Origin of the sequence: Agrobacterium tumefaciens (assembly GCF_017726655.1) — a bacterium.
Classification (GTDB): domain Bacteria; phylum Pseudomonadota; class Alphaproteobacteria; order Rhizobiales; family Rhizobiaceae; genus Agrobacterium; species Agrobacterium tumefaciens_B.
Window position 1 is genome coordinate 1,124,865 of record NZ_CP072309.1, and the last position, 13,755, is coordinate 1,138,619.

General features: G+C 58.2%; 18 protein-coding genes. 7 read left to right on the forward strand and 11 right to left on the reverse strand.

The annotated features are described in order from the left end of the window. Position 1: 1 nt before the first annotated feature. Positions 2–862, reverse strand: coding sequence for a c-type cytochrome (locus tag AT6N2_RS19405; protein ID WP_233282554.1), 861 nt, complete (start codon positions 860–862; stop codon positions 2–4). Positions 863–1,104: 242 nt separating this feature from the next. On the opposite strand from AT6N2_RS19405, the gene AT6N2_RS19410 reads away from it, so the two are divergent. Genes AT6N2_RS19410 through AT6N2_RS19420 form a run of 3 tightly spaced genes read left to right on the forward strand, consistent with a single transcriptional unit; the run spans position 1,105 to position 2,212 of the window. After that, positions 1,105–1,320, forward strand: coding sequence for a hypothetical protein (locus tag AT6N2_RS19410; RefSeq protein ID WP_209090839.1), 216 nt, complete (start codon positions 1,105–1,107; stop codon positions 1,318–1,320). After that, positions 1,289–1,546, forward strand: coding sequence for a hypothetical protein (locus AT6N2_RS19415; RefSeq protein WP_209090841.1), 258 nt, complete (start codon positions 1,289–1,291; stop codon positions 1,544–1,546). The genes AT6N2_RS19410 and AT6N2_RS19415 overlap by 32 nt, the downstream gene beginning before the upstream one ends. Positions 1,547–1,555: 9 nt before the next feature. Then, positions 1,556–2,212, forward strand: coding sequence for a class I SAM-dependent methyltransferase (locus tag AT6N2_RS19420; RefSeq protein ID WP_209090843.1), 657 nt, complete (start codon positions 1,556–1,558; stop codon positions 2,210–2,212). A 119-nt stretch (positions 2,213–2,331) separates the two neighbouring features. Here the strand turns inward: AT6N2_RS19420 and AT6N2_RS19425 are convergent, their stop codons facing one another. Both AT6N2_RS19425 and AT6N2_RS19430 read right to left on the reverse strand, forming a co-directional pair. Continuing rightward, positions 2,332–2,688, reverse strand: coding sequence for a hypothetical protein (locus tag AT6N2_RS19425; protein WP_209090845.1), 357 nt, complete (start codon positions 2,686–2,688; stop codon positions 2,332–2,334). A gap of 19 nt (positions 2,689–2,707) precedes the next feature. After that, positions 2,708–3,067, reverse strand: a complete 360-nt coding sequence (locus tag AT6N2_RS19430) for a hypothetical protein (RefSeq protein ID WP_209090847.1) — start codon at positions 3,065–3,067, stop codon at positions 2,708–2,710. A 222-nt stretch (positions 3,068–3,289) separates the two neighbouring features. On the opposite strand from AT6N2_RS19430, the gene AT6N2_RS19435 reads away from it, so the two are divergent. From AT6N2_RS19435 to AT6N2_RS19450, 4 genes are read left to right on the forward strand one after another with little or no spacing between them, the layout of a single operon-like run. Next, a complete protein-coding gene (locus AT6N2_RS19435; protein ID WP_063950188.1) occupies positions 3,290–3,517 on the forward strand; it encodes a hypothetical protein in 228 nt (75 codons plus the stop codon). Between the two features lie 11 nt (positions 3,518–3,528). After that, a complete protein-coding gene (locus tag AT6N2_RS19440) occupies positions 3,529–3,861 on the forward strand; it encodes a DUF982 domain-containing protein (protein ID WP_209090849.1) in 333 nt (110 codons plus the stop codon). Positions 3,862–3,894: 33 nt separating this feature from the next. Next, complete coding sequence (locus AT6N2_RS19445; RefSeq protein WP_209090851.1) at positions 3,895–4,119, forward strand: hypothetical protein; 225 nt, start codon at positions 3,895–3,897, stop codon at positions 4,117–4,119. Between the two features lie 25 nt (positions 4,120–4,144). Next, positions 4,145–4,291 (forward strand): hypothetical protein, encoded by a 147-nt coding sequence (locus AT6N2_RS19450; protein ID WP_155737548.1) that lies wholly within the window; start codon positions 4,145–4,147, stop codon positions 4,289–4,291. A gap of 75 nt (positions 4,292–4,366) precedes the next feature. On the opposite strand, the gene AT6N2_RS19455 is transcribed toward AT6N2_RS19450, so the two are convergent. Genes AT6N2_RS19455 through AT6N2_RS19490 form a run of 8 tightly spaced genes read right to left on the reverse strand, consistent with a single transcriptional unit; the run spans position 4,367 to position 13,735 of the window. Next, entirely contained in the window at positions 4,367–5,101 is a 735-nt protein-coding gene (locus AT6N2_RS19455) for a TIGR04290 family methyltransferase (protein ID WP_209090853.1), read from the reverse strand. A gap of 3 nt (positions 5,102–5,104) precedes the next feature. After that, entirely contained in the window at positions 5,105–6,139 is a 1,035-nt protein-coding gene (locus AT6N2_RS19460; RefSeq protein WP_209090855.1) for a UDP-glucuronic acid decarboxylase family protein, read from the reverse strand. Then, positions 6,114–7,265 (reverse strand): CgeB family protein, encoded by a 1,152-nt coding sequence (locus AT6N2_RS19465; RefSeq protein WP_209090856.1) that lies wholly within the window; start codon positions 7,263–7,265, stop codon positions 6,114–6,116. The genes AT6N2_RS19460 and AT6N2_RS19465 overlap by 26 nt, the downstream gene beginning before the upstream one ends. Continuing rightward, a complete protein-coding gene (locus AT6N2_RS19470) occupies positions 7,262–8,353 on the reverse strand; it encodes a CgeB family protein (RefSeq protein WP_209090857.1) in 1,092 nt (363 codons plus the stop codon). The genes AT6N2_RS19465 and AT6N2_RS19470 overlap by 4 nt, the downstream gene beginning before the upstream one ends. Continuing rightward, entirely contained in the window at positions 8,350–9,480 is a 1,131-nt protein-coding gene (locus AT6N2_RS19475) for a CgeB family protein (RefSeq protein ID WP_209090858.1), read from the reverse strand. Before AT6N2_RS19475 ends, AT6N2_RS19470 begins: the two co-directional genes overlap by 4 nt. A 3-nt stretch (positions 9,481–9,483) precedes the next feature. Beyond that, positions 9,484–10,599, reverse strand: a complete 1,116-nt coding sequence (locus AT6N2_RS19480; protein ID WP_233282555.1) for a glycosyltransferase family 4 protein — start codon at positions 10,597–10,599, stop codon at positions 9,484–9,486. Next, a complete protein-coding gene (locus AT6N2_RS19485) occupies positions 10,596–12,632 on the reverse strand; it encodes an NAD-dependent epimerase/dehydratase family protein (protein ID WP_209090859.1) in 2,037 nt (678 codons plus the stop codon). The genes AT6N2_RS19480 and AT6N2_RS19485 overlap by 4 nt, the downstream gene beginning before the upstream one ends. Then, positions 12,629–13,735 carry an NAD-dependent epimerase/dehydratase family protein gene (locus AT6N2_RS19490; RefSeq protein WP_209090860.1) on the reverse strand — a complete coding sequence of 369 codons (1,107 nt, stop codon included), beginning with the start codon at positions 13,733–13,735 and terminating at the stop codon, positions 12,629–12,631. Before AT6N2_RS19490 ends, AT6N2_RS19485 begins: the two co-directional genes overlap by 4 nt. Positions 13,736–13,755 lie beyond the last annotated feature (20 nt).

The window sequence follows — 13,755 nt, forward strand, 5'->3', positions numbered from 1 at the left end:
CTTACGGATGCGGGGTTTCGACCGGGGGCAGGGATTTGATGTAGCGCGCGATGGCGTCGCGGTCGGCCTGAGGGAGTTGCGAGAGATTGGCGACGACATCCACCATTGCGGAGCCAACGTGCCCGCCTTGCGGGGTCTTGCCCGTTGCGAGCATCTCCGAGACATCGGCTTGCGTCCAACCGGACAGACGGCGTGCTGTGATATTTGGCACGAAGCCTGTTCCCTCTGCATCCGGGCCGCCAGCATAGCGCGTTGTGGGTTTGATTGCTCCGAGAACATTGCGCGTGGAATGACATTCAGCGCAATGCGTGACAGCCTCGACAAGGTAGGCGCCGCGATTGAAGACGGCGTCACCGGCAACATTCGGCGCTTGGCGTTGCCTGGCGAAAAAGAAGAGCTTCCAGAGCCCGATCAAACGTCGGATGCGCGCAAAGAACGGGAGGTCGTGCGGCGGTGGGCGGCCGGAAACCGCCGGCAAAGTCCTTAAGTAGGCATAGAGGTGTGCGACATCCCGCACGTCCATGCCTGTATAGCTCGTATAGGGAAAAGCAGGATAATAGTGACGGCCGGCGGGAGAAACGCCTGCAATCAATGCGTTGGCGAGATCAGCCGCCGACCACGAGCCGATACCATCCTTAACGTCGGGAGAAATATTGGGTGGCCGAAACACACCGAAGGGGGAAGCGAGCGCCATGCCGCCGCCGAGAAGAAGAGGATTTGCCTGACCCGGTGTCGCGTGACACGACCCGCAGCTTCCAGCAAGGAACACCAGTCTTCCCACCTGTGGATCGCCCGCGGTAAGGCGGGGATCGGCCTGATCAAAGAGTGTTTTCGGAGCAGTCAAAAACCAGAAGGCAGTCAATGCAACTCCTGCGATGCAGGCCCCAACGAGTACCAGGCGAAACCGCAGCAACGAATGAGAAACGGCAGCATGGGGGATCATCATCGATCATGTCCATCCTCAATGGCGACGGCGGGGCCGCGCGATCTTCTTGTATCGAACTTTCATGAACATTCCCGGTTCCTTGCTATCCCAGTAGCGCGCAAACCTGCCCTGGCTGGAACATCTTGGCAGCTGCTGGGTTGGGTTGTGAACCGAAGCCCATGATTGGTTTTTACAAGGGGCAGGCAATGGAAAGCGACAGAGACAACGTGAAGCCAGAACCCGGTAGCGACGACGCCCGATCTGCAGACGGGGATGTCAGCCGGGAGGACCGGCAGAAAGCAAAGGAAAACGCCGACCGCATGCGCAAAGAACGGTACGGCGGCAGTGACAAGGATGAGCACAATGACGGAAGCAGCGACAACCACCGACCATGAAACAATAAGGAAATGGGTCGAGGAACGCGATGGTCGCCCCGCCAAGGTGGACGTCTCCGGTGACGGAGGTATCCTGCGGATTGATTTCGGCAAACCGGAAGAGGACCTGACAGAGATTTCCTGGGACGAGTTTTTTGAAATCTTCGAAGAAAGAAAACTGGCGTTCCTTCATCAGGATAAGACGTCCAAAGGCGAAAGCCGCTTTAACAAATTCGTTTCACGCTGAGGCAAAGACTTGCAGGCAACAGACGCAATCGATGCAAAACGCGAACAGCAGCGAAAGGCTTACCGCTTGTGGGCGCCGATTTATGACCGGGTCTATGGCTATTTCCTAAGGCCCGCGCAGGTTGAGCTGGCGCGATGTGCGGGCAACGTCGCAGGCGACGTCCTCGAAATCGGCGTGGGAACTGGCCTCGTGCTTCCACTCTATCCGCCGACAACTACCGTAACCGGTATCGATCTGTCGCAGGACATGCTTTTGAGAGCGAAACAGAAAGTCGCGCTTGGATCTTTGCCGCACGTCAAAGCTCTTCATGTCATGGATGCCTGCGATCTATCCTTCGACGACAATTCTTTTGACGTGATCTCGCTTCCCTTTGTCATGCCGCTGATACCGGATACAGATCGTCTGCTTTCCGACTGCGCGCGCGTGCTTCGACCAAAGGGGGAAATCGTGATCGTCAGCAAGATCACAGATAGTGCGGGCGCGGTGCGTCGGGTCGAGCAATTGGTGTCGCCGCTAGCGCAACAAATCGGTTTGAGTTCTGCCTTTCACATCGAAGAGATCGAAAGATGGCTGCAAAAGAACCCATCTTTTCAGATGATCGAAAACAGAAAAATTCGCCCGACCGGGTATTTCCGTCTTCTTCGCATCGGTCGCCAAAGGCGTTGAGGCGAGGCTGTGATGCTCATGCAAAAGCAGCTGTTCCCGGAGATCGAATGCTGAAGGAACAAACGATTTCTATCGCCGTTTGTCGATGATGAGAGGCGGTGCTTGTTCAGCTTTCTGCCTTAACCGCAATAACGCCGGGACTTACAATGACAGACGAGACCGACCTTGCCGAATTCTTTCGCGTTGCGACCGACGACGAACTGTTTCAGAAAATGCGAGAGCTTGAAATCAGGAGCGAAGAAGAAGGTCTGGATGAGGTCGCCGCCCAGGTTGAGTTGACAGCTAGTGAAATCGAAAACCGTTTTCCCGGTCAGGCGCTTGCACCCTATAAGCGTTGGAAGCAGGAGCAATTTCTTTAAAGCGACCGGCATGCGCGCCAGCAGATCGGTCAGATCCCGGGTACGTCCCGGCAAACCTCTGGCGCCGGTTTTTCGTGCGGAATGCATAAAAACGAAGAATAGAGCATTGTGGGTCATCTAGGTAGCCGAAAGAGCTCTAGTGGAAGGTGCCCCCTTGTTGCGCGGTCAAACCAGAAACAATATTCCTGATATCCCGCGGGTGGGCGGAAAGGACGTAGGGGCCAGCCTCCTGCCGAGCAAGCGTTTGTGACACATAGAAGAGAAAGCGCGTGCCTCTTTCTTCCAGCTCCTGTGTCAGGCGCAGCATGATTTCGGCGTCGTAACGAACGTCGATTATCGCGGCCGTATACGACAGATCGTGACCATCGATTATTGCATCCGCAGCGTAAGGTCCAAGCAGATCGATGTGGGCCGCTGCCCATGCCCCCCTGATCTCGGGTGTAAGATCATTGGCCTCGCCAATGACAAGGATGGTGAAGCGTCCTGTGCTTCGCATGCAATACTCCCTGCGTGCTCGCCAGCCACGCCTCGTTTCATGAAGGCGTATACGCGCGGCAAGCCATAAAGGCCCATCGGGCTTCATCAAATATCTGCGAGGCTGCGCAGACTTCGTCTGGTATATACGAACCTAGTGCTCGGCGAGTTTCAGCAACGGGTATATTTCAATTCCGCTTTGTATTTTGACAGGAACAAAACAGGACTGCCAAGGTTCGGGGCCATGTTCAAACACGGAGATCCCCAATGGCTACTCAAAAGACCCTCGACGGCCAATCTGGATGAGGATGGCGCAACGGACAAAAAGCTCACCAAGCTTGCGTTCGCGAACCAGAAAGTCGAAGGGCCGCATAATTTCCTCTCGGCTTGCACGAACGACGTAGCGAAATCGCCGGCGCGGGAAGAAATTCCGGCCCGGGCGGCGTTCACTGTATTTAGCCACTCGCGTTGATGGAGAATTAAATGGCAACCGTTCCGCAACTAGGCGCCAATCCAATCGGTCTCCTTGTGGGAACCCGCCGCTTCATGCTCTCCGGTGTCGATGACGCCGTGCAGTTGCTTGAACAACACTGGCCGAACAAGACGGGCATCCACTATGGCCGGGCGCTCAGGAGCTGTCGTTTGGCATTGCTCAGGAACGGGCCCGCCGCCGTTGCGCGCGAGGATTTGATCGCCGCCTGTCTGGAGGCCGGCATTCCACACCAATTTCAGTCCGGTTCCGATAAGGAGCAATTGCCTCTTTTTGCCGGGCCGGAGGATGATGAACATCCTTCACCGGGAGCGGGTCGCCAGTAGGCGTCGTCGCCACAAAAAAAGCAGGAGGTTGCGATGCCGGAGCCACGAGAACGTATCAGGCCGGAGGAGGACCTGAACCGCACCGTCAGCGAAAAGCTGGATTCGAAATTTTCGCCTGTCGGTATCGATGATGGGGCCTTTCGCGGGCGGAACAGGACTTGGAAAAGAATGATCGGTTATGTGCTGGTCATTTTTGCCCTCGCAATCGTCATCGCTTTGTCCTTCCTCCTGGGAACGCATCCGGGTCGGGTCTCGTGATACAAGAGCTGAAGAGGAGCATGAGATGAGTGAACGAACTGACGAAAAGTCGCTTTATTGGGCCATTGTCGGTGCCGACAGGAACACCAACGAAGGCTTGGCGCGTTTATTGGGTCTTATTATCCTGCTGATTGTTGCGGGCGGCGTCATCGCCTGGATAATTGGGCGTTGATCCCTCCCCGGATGTCTTAAAGAGCCGTTCGGCGGCTCATCAAAAACGGCCTTTCTCTGGGTGACGTCAGCCCCTTCACGTCGCCTGCGGCGGCGGCTCTGCCGCATAGTGGCGTTTGCCACGCCGGCAGAGATACACCTCGCGTTCCGGATTTCCCTGGATGATAAACCCAGCGCTCCTCAGCATCGCCTCCACAGCCGCTTTATTCGGGATGAACCAGTTCGTCGGATCGGCCGCGTACCGCTCCTCAACGAAGAAGAGTTTGGGAGAGGACGGTTCGTCGAAAACGGCCCACTCCGAGAAGGGATAATCTTCTTTTATAGCCAGCGTTCTTTCGTCGCCCCGTTGAAGGGACTGGAACAGCATCATGTCATCAGCGACATGCTCAAAAATCAGATCCAGAGCGAGCAGGGGATGGCGTAGATGGTAAAAGACACCCATGAAGATGACGAGATCAAATCGCTCGTTCAGCGAGCCAACGTCATAGACCGACATTTGCCGGAATTCGATGTCGAGCCTCGACTGTTCGGCCACGAAGCGGGCCTGATCGAGATAGTGCGGGTCGGAATCAATCCCGACCACACGCCCCGCATTTCGACGCTTCATTTCCAGACTGTAGAAGCCGGCATTGCAGCCGATGTCGAGAACGCTCCGACCCTCGAGATTGTCTGGAATGACATGAGCGAACCCTTCCCACTTAAACGCCGGATAATCCCCGAGAAAATGATCCGGTGCGGTTTTTACACCGGCGATCTCCATGTTCTGGAACCACGGGCCAAGCTCGATGATGCGCTTTTTAACGCCCCCCATGGCTTAAGCTCCCAGCACCGCACTGGCGGCAATGGCGCCGCTTCCGGCCACAATGGCTCCAGGTGCCGGATGCTGCTTCGATGCGGCGAGGAGAAACCACTCCGCAGTGTGGCGCAGACCTTCAGCGAGCGGTACCGTCGGCGCCCAGCGAAGCAATTCTGCTGCCCGCGATATGTCCGGTTTCCGTCGGCGCGGATCGTCGGTCGGCAGGGGTTTATGGACAAGGACCGAGCGCGTCGGAACAGTTTCAAGAACCAGATCTGCGAGCTGCCTGATTGAGAACTCGCCCGGGTTGCCCAGGTTAACAGGAAGCCCCGGATTGGGCTGGACATCCATCAGGGCGATAAGGCCGGCGATCAGGTCGCTGACGTAACAGAAAGATCGAGTTTGCTCGCCTGTGCCGTAGATTGTCAACGGTTGTCCCGCGATGGCCTGCACCAGCAGGTTCGACACGATGCGGCCGTCGTCGGGGCGCATGCGCGGGCCGTAAGTATTGAAAATTCTGGCAACACGAGCATCCACTTTACCGGCCCGGAAAAGATCGAAACACAGCGCCTCGGCCGCCCGCTTGCCCTCGTCGTAACAGGCACGAGGGCCGGTACAGCTGACATTGCCGCGATAATCCTCCCGCTGAGGATGTTCGTCGGGATCGCCATAGACCTCGCTCGTTGAAGCCTGCAGGAAAGATGCCCGGTTGCGTTGAGCGAGCGCAAGGAGGTTCGCCGTGCCTGAGACACAGGTCATCATCGTGTGTACCGGATCTGCCTGGTACTGTGGTGGCGATGCCGCGCAGGCCAGATTGTAAATCTGGTGCACCGGCTCATCGATCTCCTGAAGGTCGCATATATCCTGCTCGATCAGCCGAAAATGTGGATGGTTCAAAAGAGGACGCACGTTTGCGTGCGAGCCTGTGAGGAAACTGTCGATGCATAGAACCCTATCGCCCCGCGCCAGCAAAGCGTCGCAGAGGTGCGACCCGACAAAGCCCCCGCCGCCTGCGACGACAATCGTTCTAGTAGGTGGATTTGGTGTCGGCATAATCATTCTCCCTGGTTTGGGTAAGATTGGCGCGTCGCGCAGTCTCTGACCGTCGAGGCGATATTCCATCAAGATATGCTTCCAGCTCTGCGGCTCTTGTTTCACCGGTATGGTGGTTGACAATTCGGCTCTTGGCAGCGGTTGAAATTGCCATCCGTTTCGTTTCATCGACGCCAGTGAGCGCCTTGACGACACCGGCTGTTCCCTGCGCGATGATGACAGCTTCGTCTTCCGGCAGTAGTTCCGACAGGCCACGCCAGTAATCGCTGATGATGGGAGTGCCGCACGCCGCCGCCTCAAAGAGACGAACGCTTGGCGACCAGCCGGCAGCGACCATATCGGCGCGCGTCACATTCAGGGTAAAGCGCTGGCGGCTATAGAACTCCGGGTGATCCTCCGGTGGAAGATGATCGATCCGTTCCACGTTGTCGGGCCAGATGATGGTCTCAGGGTATTGCGGGCCTGCGACAACGAAGTGCATATGCGGCAATTGCCTGGCCGGTTCGATCAGCAGTTCTTCAAGCTTTGGCTGGCGATCGGGGCTGTAAGTGCCGAGATAGCCGAGGTCCCATCTGATAGGTTGAGCTGAACTTCGATAACGCTCTGCATCGACAGAGCAATAGAGCGCCGCAGCCTTGCGCGCACCATAATGTCGCTCGAGCCGTTTCAGCGTTTCACCGCCTGTGAAGGAGAAATAGATGTCAAAGAGGCAAATCTGCCGGGCGGCCAGATAGTCTTCCTCGTGGCGATCCAGTTTCGCCATGGTTACCGGTGTATCGATATCGTAGAAACAGAACCGCTTGGGCCCCAGCGCATTGACAGCGTCAACAACCGCTACGCCGTCGGGCACATAGGAACCTATAATAACGGCATCAGCCTCTCGCAAACGGGATGCATATTTTTGCGTAATGGCGAGCGGGTCATCATAGTAGACAAGGTCGCAGAAATCTGGGGCAGGGAGATCGCGGCGCGAGGCGTACCAGAGCGTATCGCGCTCCAGGAAAAGAACGCGGTGACCAGCCTTGTTGAGGCCGCGGATAAGCGCGCGGAACGTTGTCGCGTGACCGTTGCCCCAGGAGGATGAGAGGCTGAGGCCGAAGAAAACGATATCGAGCGGTTTCGTCATTCTGCCGCCTCCCTGCTGTCGGCGAAACGACGTCGGAACAGTTCGTCCACCGCAGCGGCGCGATCCTGATACGTGTGCTTGTCCAGCACTTTCGCCAATGCACGTTGGCCGATTGCAGCGGCTTTCTCAGGTGTAAGCGCCGTTAAGGTGTCCGCGACATCCTGACCGTCACGTGCAACCAGGATTTCCTCGCCGGGGGTAAAGAAGAGATCGATACCGTCCCAATAATCGGTGATGATGCAGGCCGCGGCCCCCGCTGCCTCGAAAACCCGGGTTGCTGGCGAAAATCCGGTTTGTGCCATGCTCGCCCGCGATATGTTGAGCACGGCTTTCGGCGTGGCGTTAAAGGCATTGTGGTCCCGGGTAGAAACGTGCCCGATATAACGGATGTTGGGAGACATCGCCTTCCCCTCCCAACCGGAGCCTCCAAGCAGAAAGGTCTCGTCTTGCAACCGGGAAGCGGGTTCAAGAAAAAACGCCTCTACTCGTTCCTCGCGATCCGGCAATCGGTTGCCCAGGAAGCCGAGGGAGGCAGCAAAGCGTGGTTCAGATGGGACAGGATGATGCGTCTCGGGATCGAGCGCGTTATAGACCGGGATGCAATCCTTTGCGCCAACGGCACGATACGCCCGGATGACCGGCTCACCGCCGCCATAGGTCAAGACAAGGTCTATCTCACCAAGGGCCCGGCGTAATGGGTGATCCGGAGACATCCTTATGTCTTGGAGCGTCGCTGGGGCGTCGACATCCCAAAAAATCTTGAGGGCATCCTGCCGGGCGTGCGTCAGCACCTCCGTCAAAAGGAGATCGTCCTCGAATCCGACGCCGCTCGCCTTGCAGACAATGTCCGCGTCGGCAGAAAGACTCGCCGCCTGTTTTAACGCCGGGATGGTCCCTTCGTAAACAACCACCCTGCACCAGTCCGGCGGTTCGATGTCCCGGTTTTTTTGCCGATCGAACACATCGGGTTCGTAGAAGGTGATGTCGTAGCCTCTTGCTGCCAAAGCCTTGAGCAGACCGCGATAATAGGTGGCGGCACCATTCCAGTAGGCGGAGACAAGGCTTGATCCATAAAAGGCGATTTTCATTGGGCTGCCTCCCTTGCCGTCAGGGCATCCGTTACTCTGGACGAGCCGCAGGTGCGCAGGACTTCGAACAGTTCATCGACACGGTGACGGCAGGTGTGGCGGCTCCTGATTGTTTCGAGGCCGGATTGAATGAGATGATTGGAGAGATCGCGATCGGCGAGAACGGTTCGGAGCTGTTCTTTCATTTCGTCGCCTGAACTGACGGATAGATAGTCGTCGCCAGTGCGGAAGAGACCTTCGCAATCGTTCCATGGTGCGGACACAAGAGGAATGCCGCAGGCCAGCGCTTCAAACACGCGGATGGTGGGGATACCCGGCAGATTTTCGACATAGGGCCTTCGAGGAATGTGAACCGTCACCCGGTTTTGCGCAAAGGCTTCAGGCACCGCGGCGTTGGCAATCCAACCCTTGTAGGATATGCCTGCCTCTGCCAATGCTGCGAGCGCCGGGCGCGGATATCGCACGCCGTGCACCGTCGTCTTCAGACGCAGGTCCGCCGCAGGCTGCACGAGGTACTCAGCGATCTCGGCCGATCTCTCGTTATCTCCCCAGTTGCCGATCCAGATAAGGTCACCGGTTTTCGACACCGATTGCAGCGGCTTGAAAATGCTGTCGTCGGCGGCTTCATGCCAGGTGAAAACGTTGCGCCCCCACCCGGCTTTAAGGTAACGCTCGCGCAACGTGCCACCGAAGACGAGGACGCCATCGTAGGCGCTTAGATCAAGGCCTGCGATATCGGTATCGGCGGAAACGGCGCGGTGATGGGTGTCGTGGAACAGCAGCGTAAATGCTGCGCCCGCCTGGCGCAGCCGCCCGATCCGGGCCACAAGGGCCGGGTCTGTCCATTCGTGCATGATAACGACGTCAGCGTCATCGAGAGCGGCCTCATGGTCGAAGCCATCGTCGTAGACTACGGAGCGCAGGTCGGGAAAAGCGTCATGGAAGGCGGAAACGGCAACGCTTCCCTGATCGGCAATCAGATTTTGGCGACTCCATGATTGCGCAGGCTCCAACGCGATGGCCACGTGTCCGCGACGTGTGAGGTCGCGCATCACGCCCCTTAAAAAATGGGCGTTGCCGTGGTTCCAGTCCGATATAAGCGAATGGGTGTAAAAGACGAACTTCATGTTTCACTCCGCAGCGGTGAGAGAGGACGGCCGCTTTGCCATGGCGCGATACTGCGCCAGCATGGCGTTAACCTGCGCCTCACGGCTGAAGCGTTGTGAGCGTGTTCGCGCTTCTTGTGCCAGGTGGTTGCGAAGGCTGGCTTCCGCAGCGAGCCTGTTGAACGCCGCCGAAAAAGACGAGGGGTCACGGGGGCAAGCGAACACGGCGGCTCCATCCCATAATTCGCGGTAGGTCGGGATATCAGCCAGCACTAGGGCGCAGCCGCTCTTGGCCGCCTCCAGCGCTGCAAGACCGAATGGTTCGTAAAGAGAAGGCGACACAAAAATTGAAGCTGTGTGCATCAGCTCAAGCACATCCCGATGAGCACATTCGCCAGCGACATGAACATTTGCGATTTCGATGCCCTGACCGTTCGGCCCTCTTGTCGACCCTGCCATGATCACGGGCCAAACCGCGTCGCGCGCGGCGCGATCAAGGACATCGCCACCTTTTCCCTCATCCCACCAGCGCCCGGCTGCAACGATGAAGTCCTGCTTTTCCGCGACATCGGGGACGTCGCCACAGGAATTGTATACGACCTGCAGGTTGGGCAATGCCCCGTAGATGGCTTCCAGCTGATCGGCGTGGCTCCGGCTCGGGGCTAGAACAAGATCGGCACGTTCAAAGCCGCGTTTTCCGAGCTCCTCATGCCATTCCCAGCCGGAGGGGGGTGGCGTCCCCCTCACAGCGGAGAACCAGCTTGGAATGCAGGAGTGGGACACAGCAATCACCGGCTTTTCGAGTCGAAGGCCTGCGGCTTGCGATGGCAGGTTGAGGTGCAACAGGTCAACCTCCTGACGGAGAGCCAGCTCTTCGATCATTGCAGGTATACGCACAAGCTGCGCGACGTCGTCCGCTATCCAGTCGAGCGGTGCATCAAGCCAGGCGAGCCTGCAATTGCGGGGGATCTCCAGAATCTGCCGAGAGGTGGGCGGTGGTCCAAACCCGGTCAGGATCACCTCGATATCGGCGTCCTCCAGTCCCGTGGCAAGATCCAACGCGTAACGCCAGACACCACCGACAGCATCGACAGTCATCAGTATCGTTTTGATGGTAGGCGTTTCCGGAGGCGGGCTCATGCGCGCCTCCTGCCCTGTTCAGGAGAAGCGTCCACGGCGTCAATGCGGCTTTCGATAAGCCATGCCGCGAGATCACGCAGCCCTTGCCGCCACGGCGTCCGCGCCTGCCATCCGAGCGCTGTTTCAAGCTTGCGGGTATCTGCGACAAAAAAGAGCTGGTCGCCTGCCCGCCACTCACCAAAGCTGATCTCGGCCCGGCGCCCGGTGACCGTCTCGATCTCCCGAATGACTTCGATCACGCTCACGGTATTGCCGGGTCCGCCGCCCAGGTTGAACGCCTGCCCCTTGATTGCTTCGATGTTTTGGAAGGCAGTGCGGTAGGCGGTAACTGCATCATTGACGTGCAGGACATCCCGCACCTGTCGGCCATCGCCGTAGATGGAAACGGGCTCGCCGGCCAGCAATTGAAGAAGGAAATGAGCTACCCATCCCTGATCTTCGGTTCCGAATTGGCGAGGGCCGTAGATACAGCTCATGCGCAGAACACTCGTCGGAATGTCGAAGGAGTGGGCGTAGTCGAGGACGTACTGATCGGCCACGCCCTTCGAACAGCCATAGGGAGTGCAGAACGAAAGCGGTCTGTCCTCACCTATCCCGAAAGCACGGACGTTTTCGTCCGCTGGCAGATAGCGGTCGCCGGCTTCGATCATAGCGAGATCGTCGAGGGCGCCATACACCTTATTGGTACTGGCAAAGACAACAGCTGCCCGGAGACCCGCCCGCCGCACCGCTTCAAGGACGTTGAGTGTGCCACGGGCATTCGTCTCGAAGTCATCCTGAGGATGGACGAGGCTGGTGGTGACCGCTGTCTGAGCTGCCAGATGAAACACCGCTTTCGCATCGGCGAATGCGGCTTCGATGCCGTTGAAGTCGCGGACATCGGCGAGAACTGGATGCACCCTGTCACGGTGCCTTCTCATCAGCCATTCGAGGTTCTGATCCACCCCAGGGCGCTGCAGATTATCGACGATAACAACATCCTCGCCATCCCTGAGAAAACTGTCGGCGAGATTGGACCCGATGAAGCCACTGCCGCCGGTGATGACGATCGGGGCGGCGTGGGTTGCCACGCGCGGGGTCGCAAGCCGCGTCACCTCTTGAAGTCTGTTTACGCCGCCCTCCGTCAGCAGGCGCGCGAGAAGCTTCGGTTGATTGTCATGGGTGACTGCACCGAGATGATAGTGTCGTGGATCGAACCAGAGGCCTTCCTGCACCGCGACGTCAGGAGGCACGTCCTGCCAGGCGTACCAGTACATTCGGTCCGCATCGACATTAAGCGCGACCATGAACCGCCTTGCCTGTTCGATCTCATCCTTTCGCCACGTCGAATAGCCGGTTTCAGTGATCCAGATTTCAGCCTGCGGGTTGAAGCGATCAAGAACCTTGCGCATTTCCCCAAGATGCATGTCCCAGCCGCCCCAGGCACCTTGTTCGCTGTCCCAGGTGCCGGGAAACCCGTGGAAGCCGACGGCGTCTACGACTGCGAGGACGCCACGCTCTCCCATCAGGTTTAGCCAGAGCGGATCGAAGGGGCAGGGGCCGCCAAGAACCGGCTTGAAGCCACGTTGACGGGCCCAATAGGCGGCGCCCCCAACCATCTCGCAGAACAGCATGAAATCGCTGTCTTCGCGCCAGTCCCAGTCGAGCAGGTTGTTCGGTTCGTTCCACAATTCAATGTGGCTGAAGTGCTTGCCGTAGCGGGTCAGGATGTGGTCGACGAAATCCGCATAGGACTTCAGGTCGTGCGGTGCGCCGGAAGAGCGGCCCGTGCGCGACATGGATGGCGGGGTATAATGAATGCAGGGCACGATTTCGATCTGGCTGGCGAGGTGGGGAATGAGCCAGTCGAACCATTCTTCGCCACCGGGCGCCAGATATTCCGCCCAGGACAGATGCGTCCGCAGATAGCTTGCGCCACTTGCGCAGATGTCTGGAAGAGCTGCCTTCGCCCTGTCATATTCGCCCGGGCGAAACCACTCCACAAATCCGAACTTGCGTTGCTGCGCCGGCAGGATGCTCAAGGGTTCCGTCATAACACCAGGCCCCTTGCCATGAGTTCCTGCTGCATCTGGGCTCCCCGGTCCAATCCTCCGGTATTCCGCACCCAGGCGGCGAAGGGGCCGAGTGAGTTTTCCAGCCGGTGGCGGGGCGTGAAACCTAGAAGCTCCTGTGCCTTGAAGATGTCGGCGAAGCAGTTGCGGATATCGCCGGCGCGGGCTTGCGAGGTGATTTCCGGCTCCAGATCCGGGCAATCCATGGCCTGCGCAAGAAGGGCGGCGACCTGCGCGATTGTGTATGCTTGGCCGCTGCCGATATTGAAAACGTGACCGGGCGCGGCAGGCTTTTCGAGAGCGAGACGAAAAGCGCGGGCCACGTCCTCTACGTGGACGAAATCTCGCCGTTGCTCGCCGTCTTCGAAGATGATCGGGCGTTGACCATTTGAGAGCCTCGCAGCAAAGTTCGCAAGGACGCCGGTATAGGGATTGGAAAGCGCTTGGCCCGCCCCAAACACGTTGAATAGTCGCAGCGCGACCGCTTCGACCCCGTAGGCGCGGCCAAATATCAGGACCTGTTGTTCCTGTGCGTATTTGGTCAAGGCGTAGATCGACGCAAGGTCGACGGGTTTTTCCTCATCGGTTGCAACAGGCATCAGGTCGGCGCCATCGGCGTCCGTTGGATTCCAGTGCCGTTGTTTGACCTGATGGGTGTTTCGGCGAACACGTCCGAGGATGGTATTCTTGCGATCCCGATAGAGCCCCTCGCCATAAACGCTCATGGAGGAGGCAACGACGATTCTTCGGACCGGACGCTCAATTAGCGCTTCGAGTAGAACCGCCGTCCCCAGATCGTTGCTGCCGACGTAGCGGGCGATCTCATACATGGATTGGCCGACCCCAACCTCCGCTGCCAGATGGATGACCCCATCAACATCCTCGAGCGCTGACAGCACCGCCTCCTTGTCGCGTATGTCGGCTTTGATGATATCGGTCAGGTTGGCAAGAGCAGGTCCGCCATCGCCATGGACCTGATCGATGAAGGCATCGAGGACGCGGACGCCATAACCGTGCTCTGCAAGTTCTGCCGCAACGTGGCGGCCAATAAAACCACCGCCACCTGTTACCAGGATTGTCGCCATGGGGAATGTCCTTTGCTCGG

Excerpts from the sequence above, each read along its gene's own strand:
- AT6N2_RS19410 (WP_209090839.1), top strand. The coding sequence starts at position 1,105 with ATGATTGGTTTTTACAAGGGGCAGGCAATGGAAAGCGACAGAGACAAC.
- AT6N2_RS19415 (WP_209090841.1), top strand. The coding sequence starts at position 1,289 with ATGACGGAAGCAGCGACAACCACCGACCATGAAACAATAAGGAAATGG.
- AT6N2_RS19425 (WP_209090845.1), bottom strand. The coding sequence starts at position 2,688 with ATGACCCACAATGCTCTATTCTTCGTTTTTATGCATTCCGCACGAAAA.
- AT6N2_RS19430 (WP_209090847.1), bottom strand. The coding sequence starts at position 3,067 with ATGCGAAGCACAGGACGCTTCACCATCCTTGTCATTGGCGAGGCCAAT.
- AT6N2_RS19435 (WP_063950188.1), top strand. The coding sequence starts at position 3,290 with ATGTTCAAACACGGAGATCCCCAATGGCTACTCAAAAGACCCTCGACG.
- AT6N2_RS19440 (WP_209090849.1), top strand. The coding sequence starts at position 3,529 with ATGGCAACCGTTCCGCAACTAGGCGCCAATCCAATCGGTCTCCTTGTG.
- AT6N2_RS19445 (WP_209090851.1), top strand. The coding sequence starts at position 3,895 with ATGCCGGAGCCACGAGAACGTATCAGGCCGGAGGAGGACCTGAACCGC.
- AT6N2_RS19450 (WP_155737548.1), top strand. The coding sequence starts at position 4,145 with ATGAGTGAACGAACTGACGAAAAGTCGCTTTATTGGGCCATTGTCGGT.
- AT6N2_RS19455 (WP_209090853.1), bottom strand. The coding sequence starts at position 5,101 with ATGGGGGGCGTTAAAAAGCGCATCATCGAGCTTGGCCCGTGGTTCCAG.
- AT6N2_RS19460 (WP_209090855.1), bottom strand. The coding sequence starts at position 6,139 with ATGCCGACACCAAATCCACCTACTAGAACGATTGTCGTCGCAGGCGGC.
- AT6N2_RS19465 (WP_209090856.1), bottom strand. The coding sequence starts at position 7,265 with ATGACGAAACCGCTCGATATCGTTTTCTTCGGCCTCAGCCTCTCATCC.
- AT6N2_RS19470 (WP_209090857.1), bottom strand. The coding sequence starts at position 8,353 with ATGAAAATCGCCTTTTATGGATCAAGCCTTGTCTCCGCCTACTGGAAT.
- AT6N2_RS19475 (WP_209090858.1), bottom strand. The coding sequence starts at position 9,480 with ATGAAGTTCGTCTTTTACACCCATTCGCTTATATCGGACTGGAACCAC.
- AT6N2_RS19480 (WP_233282555.1), bottom strand. The coding sequence starts at position 10,599 with ATGAGCCCGCCTCCGGAAACGCCTACCATCAAAACGATACTGATGACT.
- AT6N2_RS19485 (WP_209090859.1), bottom strand. The coding sequence starts at position 12,632 with ATGACGGAACCCTTGAGCATCCTGCCGGCGCAGCAACGCAAGTTCGGA.
- AT6N2_RS19490 (WP_209090860.1), bottom strand. The coding sequence starts at position 13,735 with ATGGCGACAATCCTGGTAACAGGTGGCGGTGGTTTTATTGGCCGCCAC.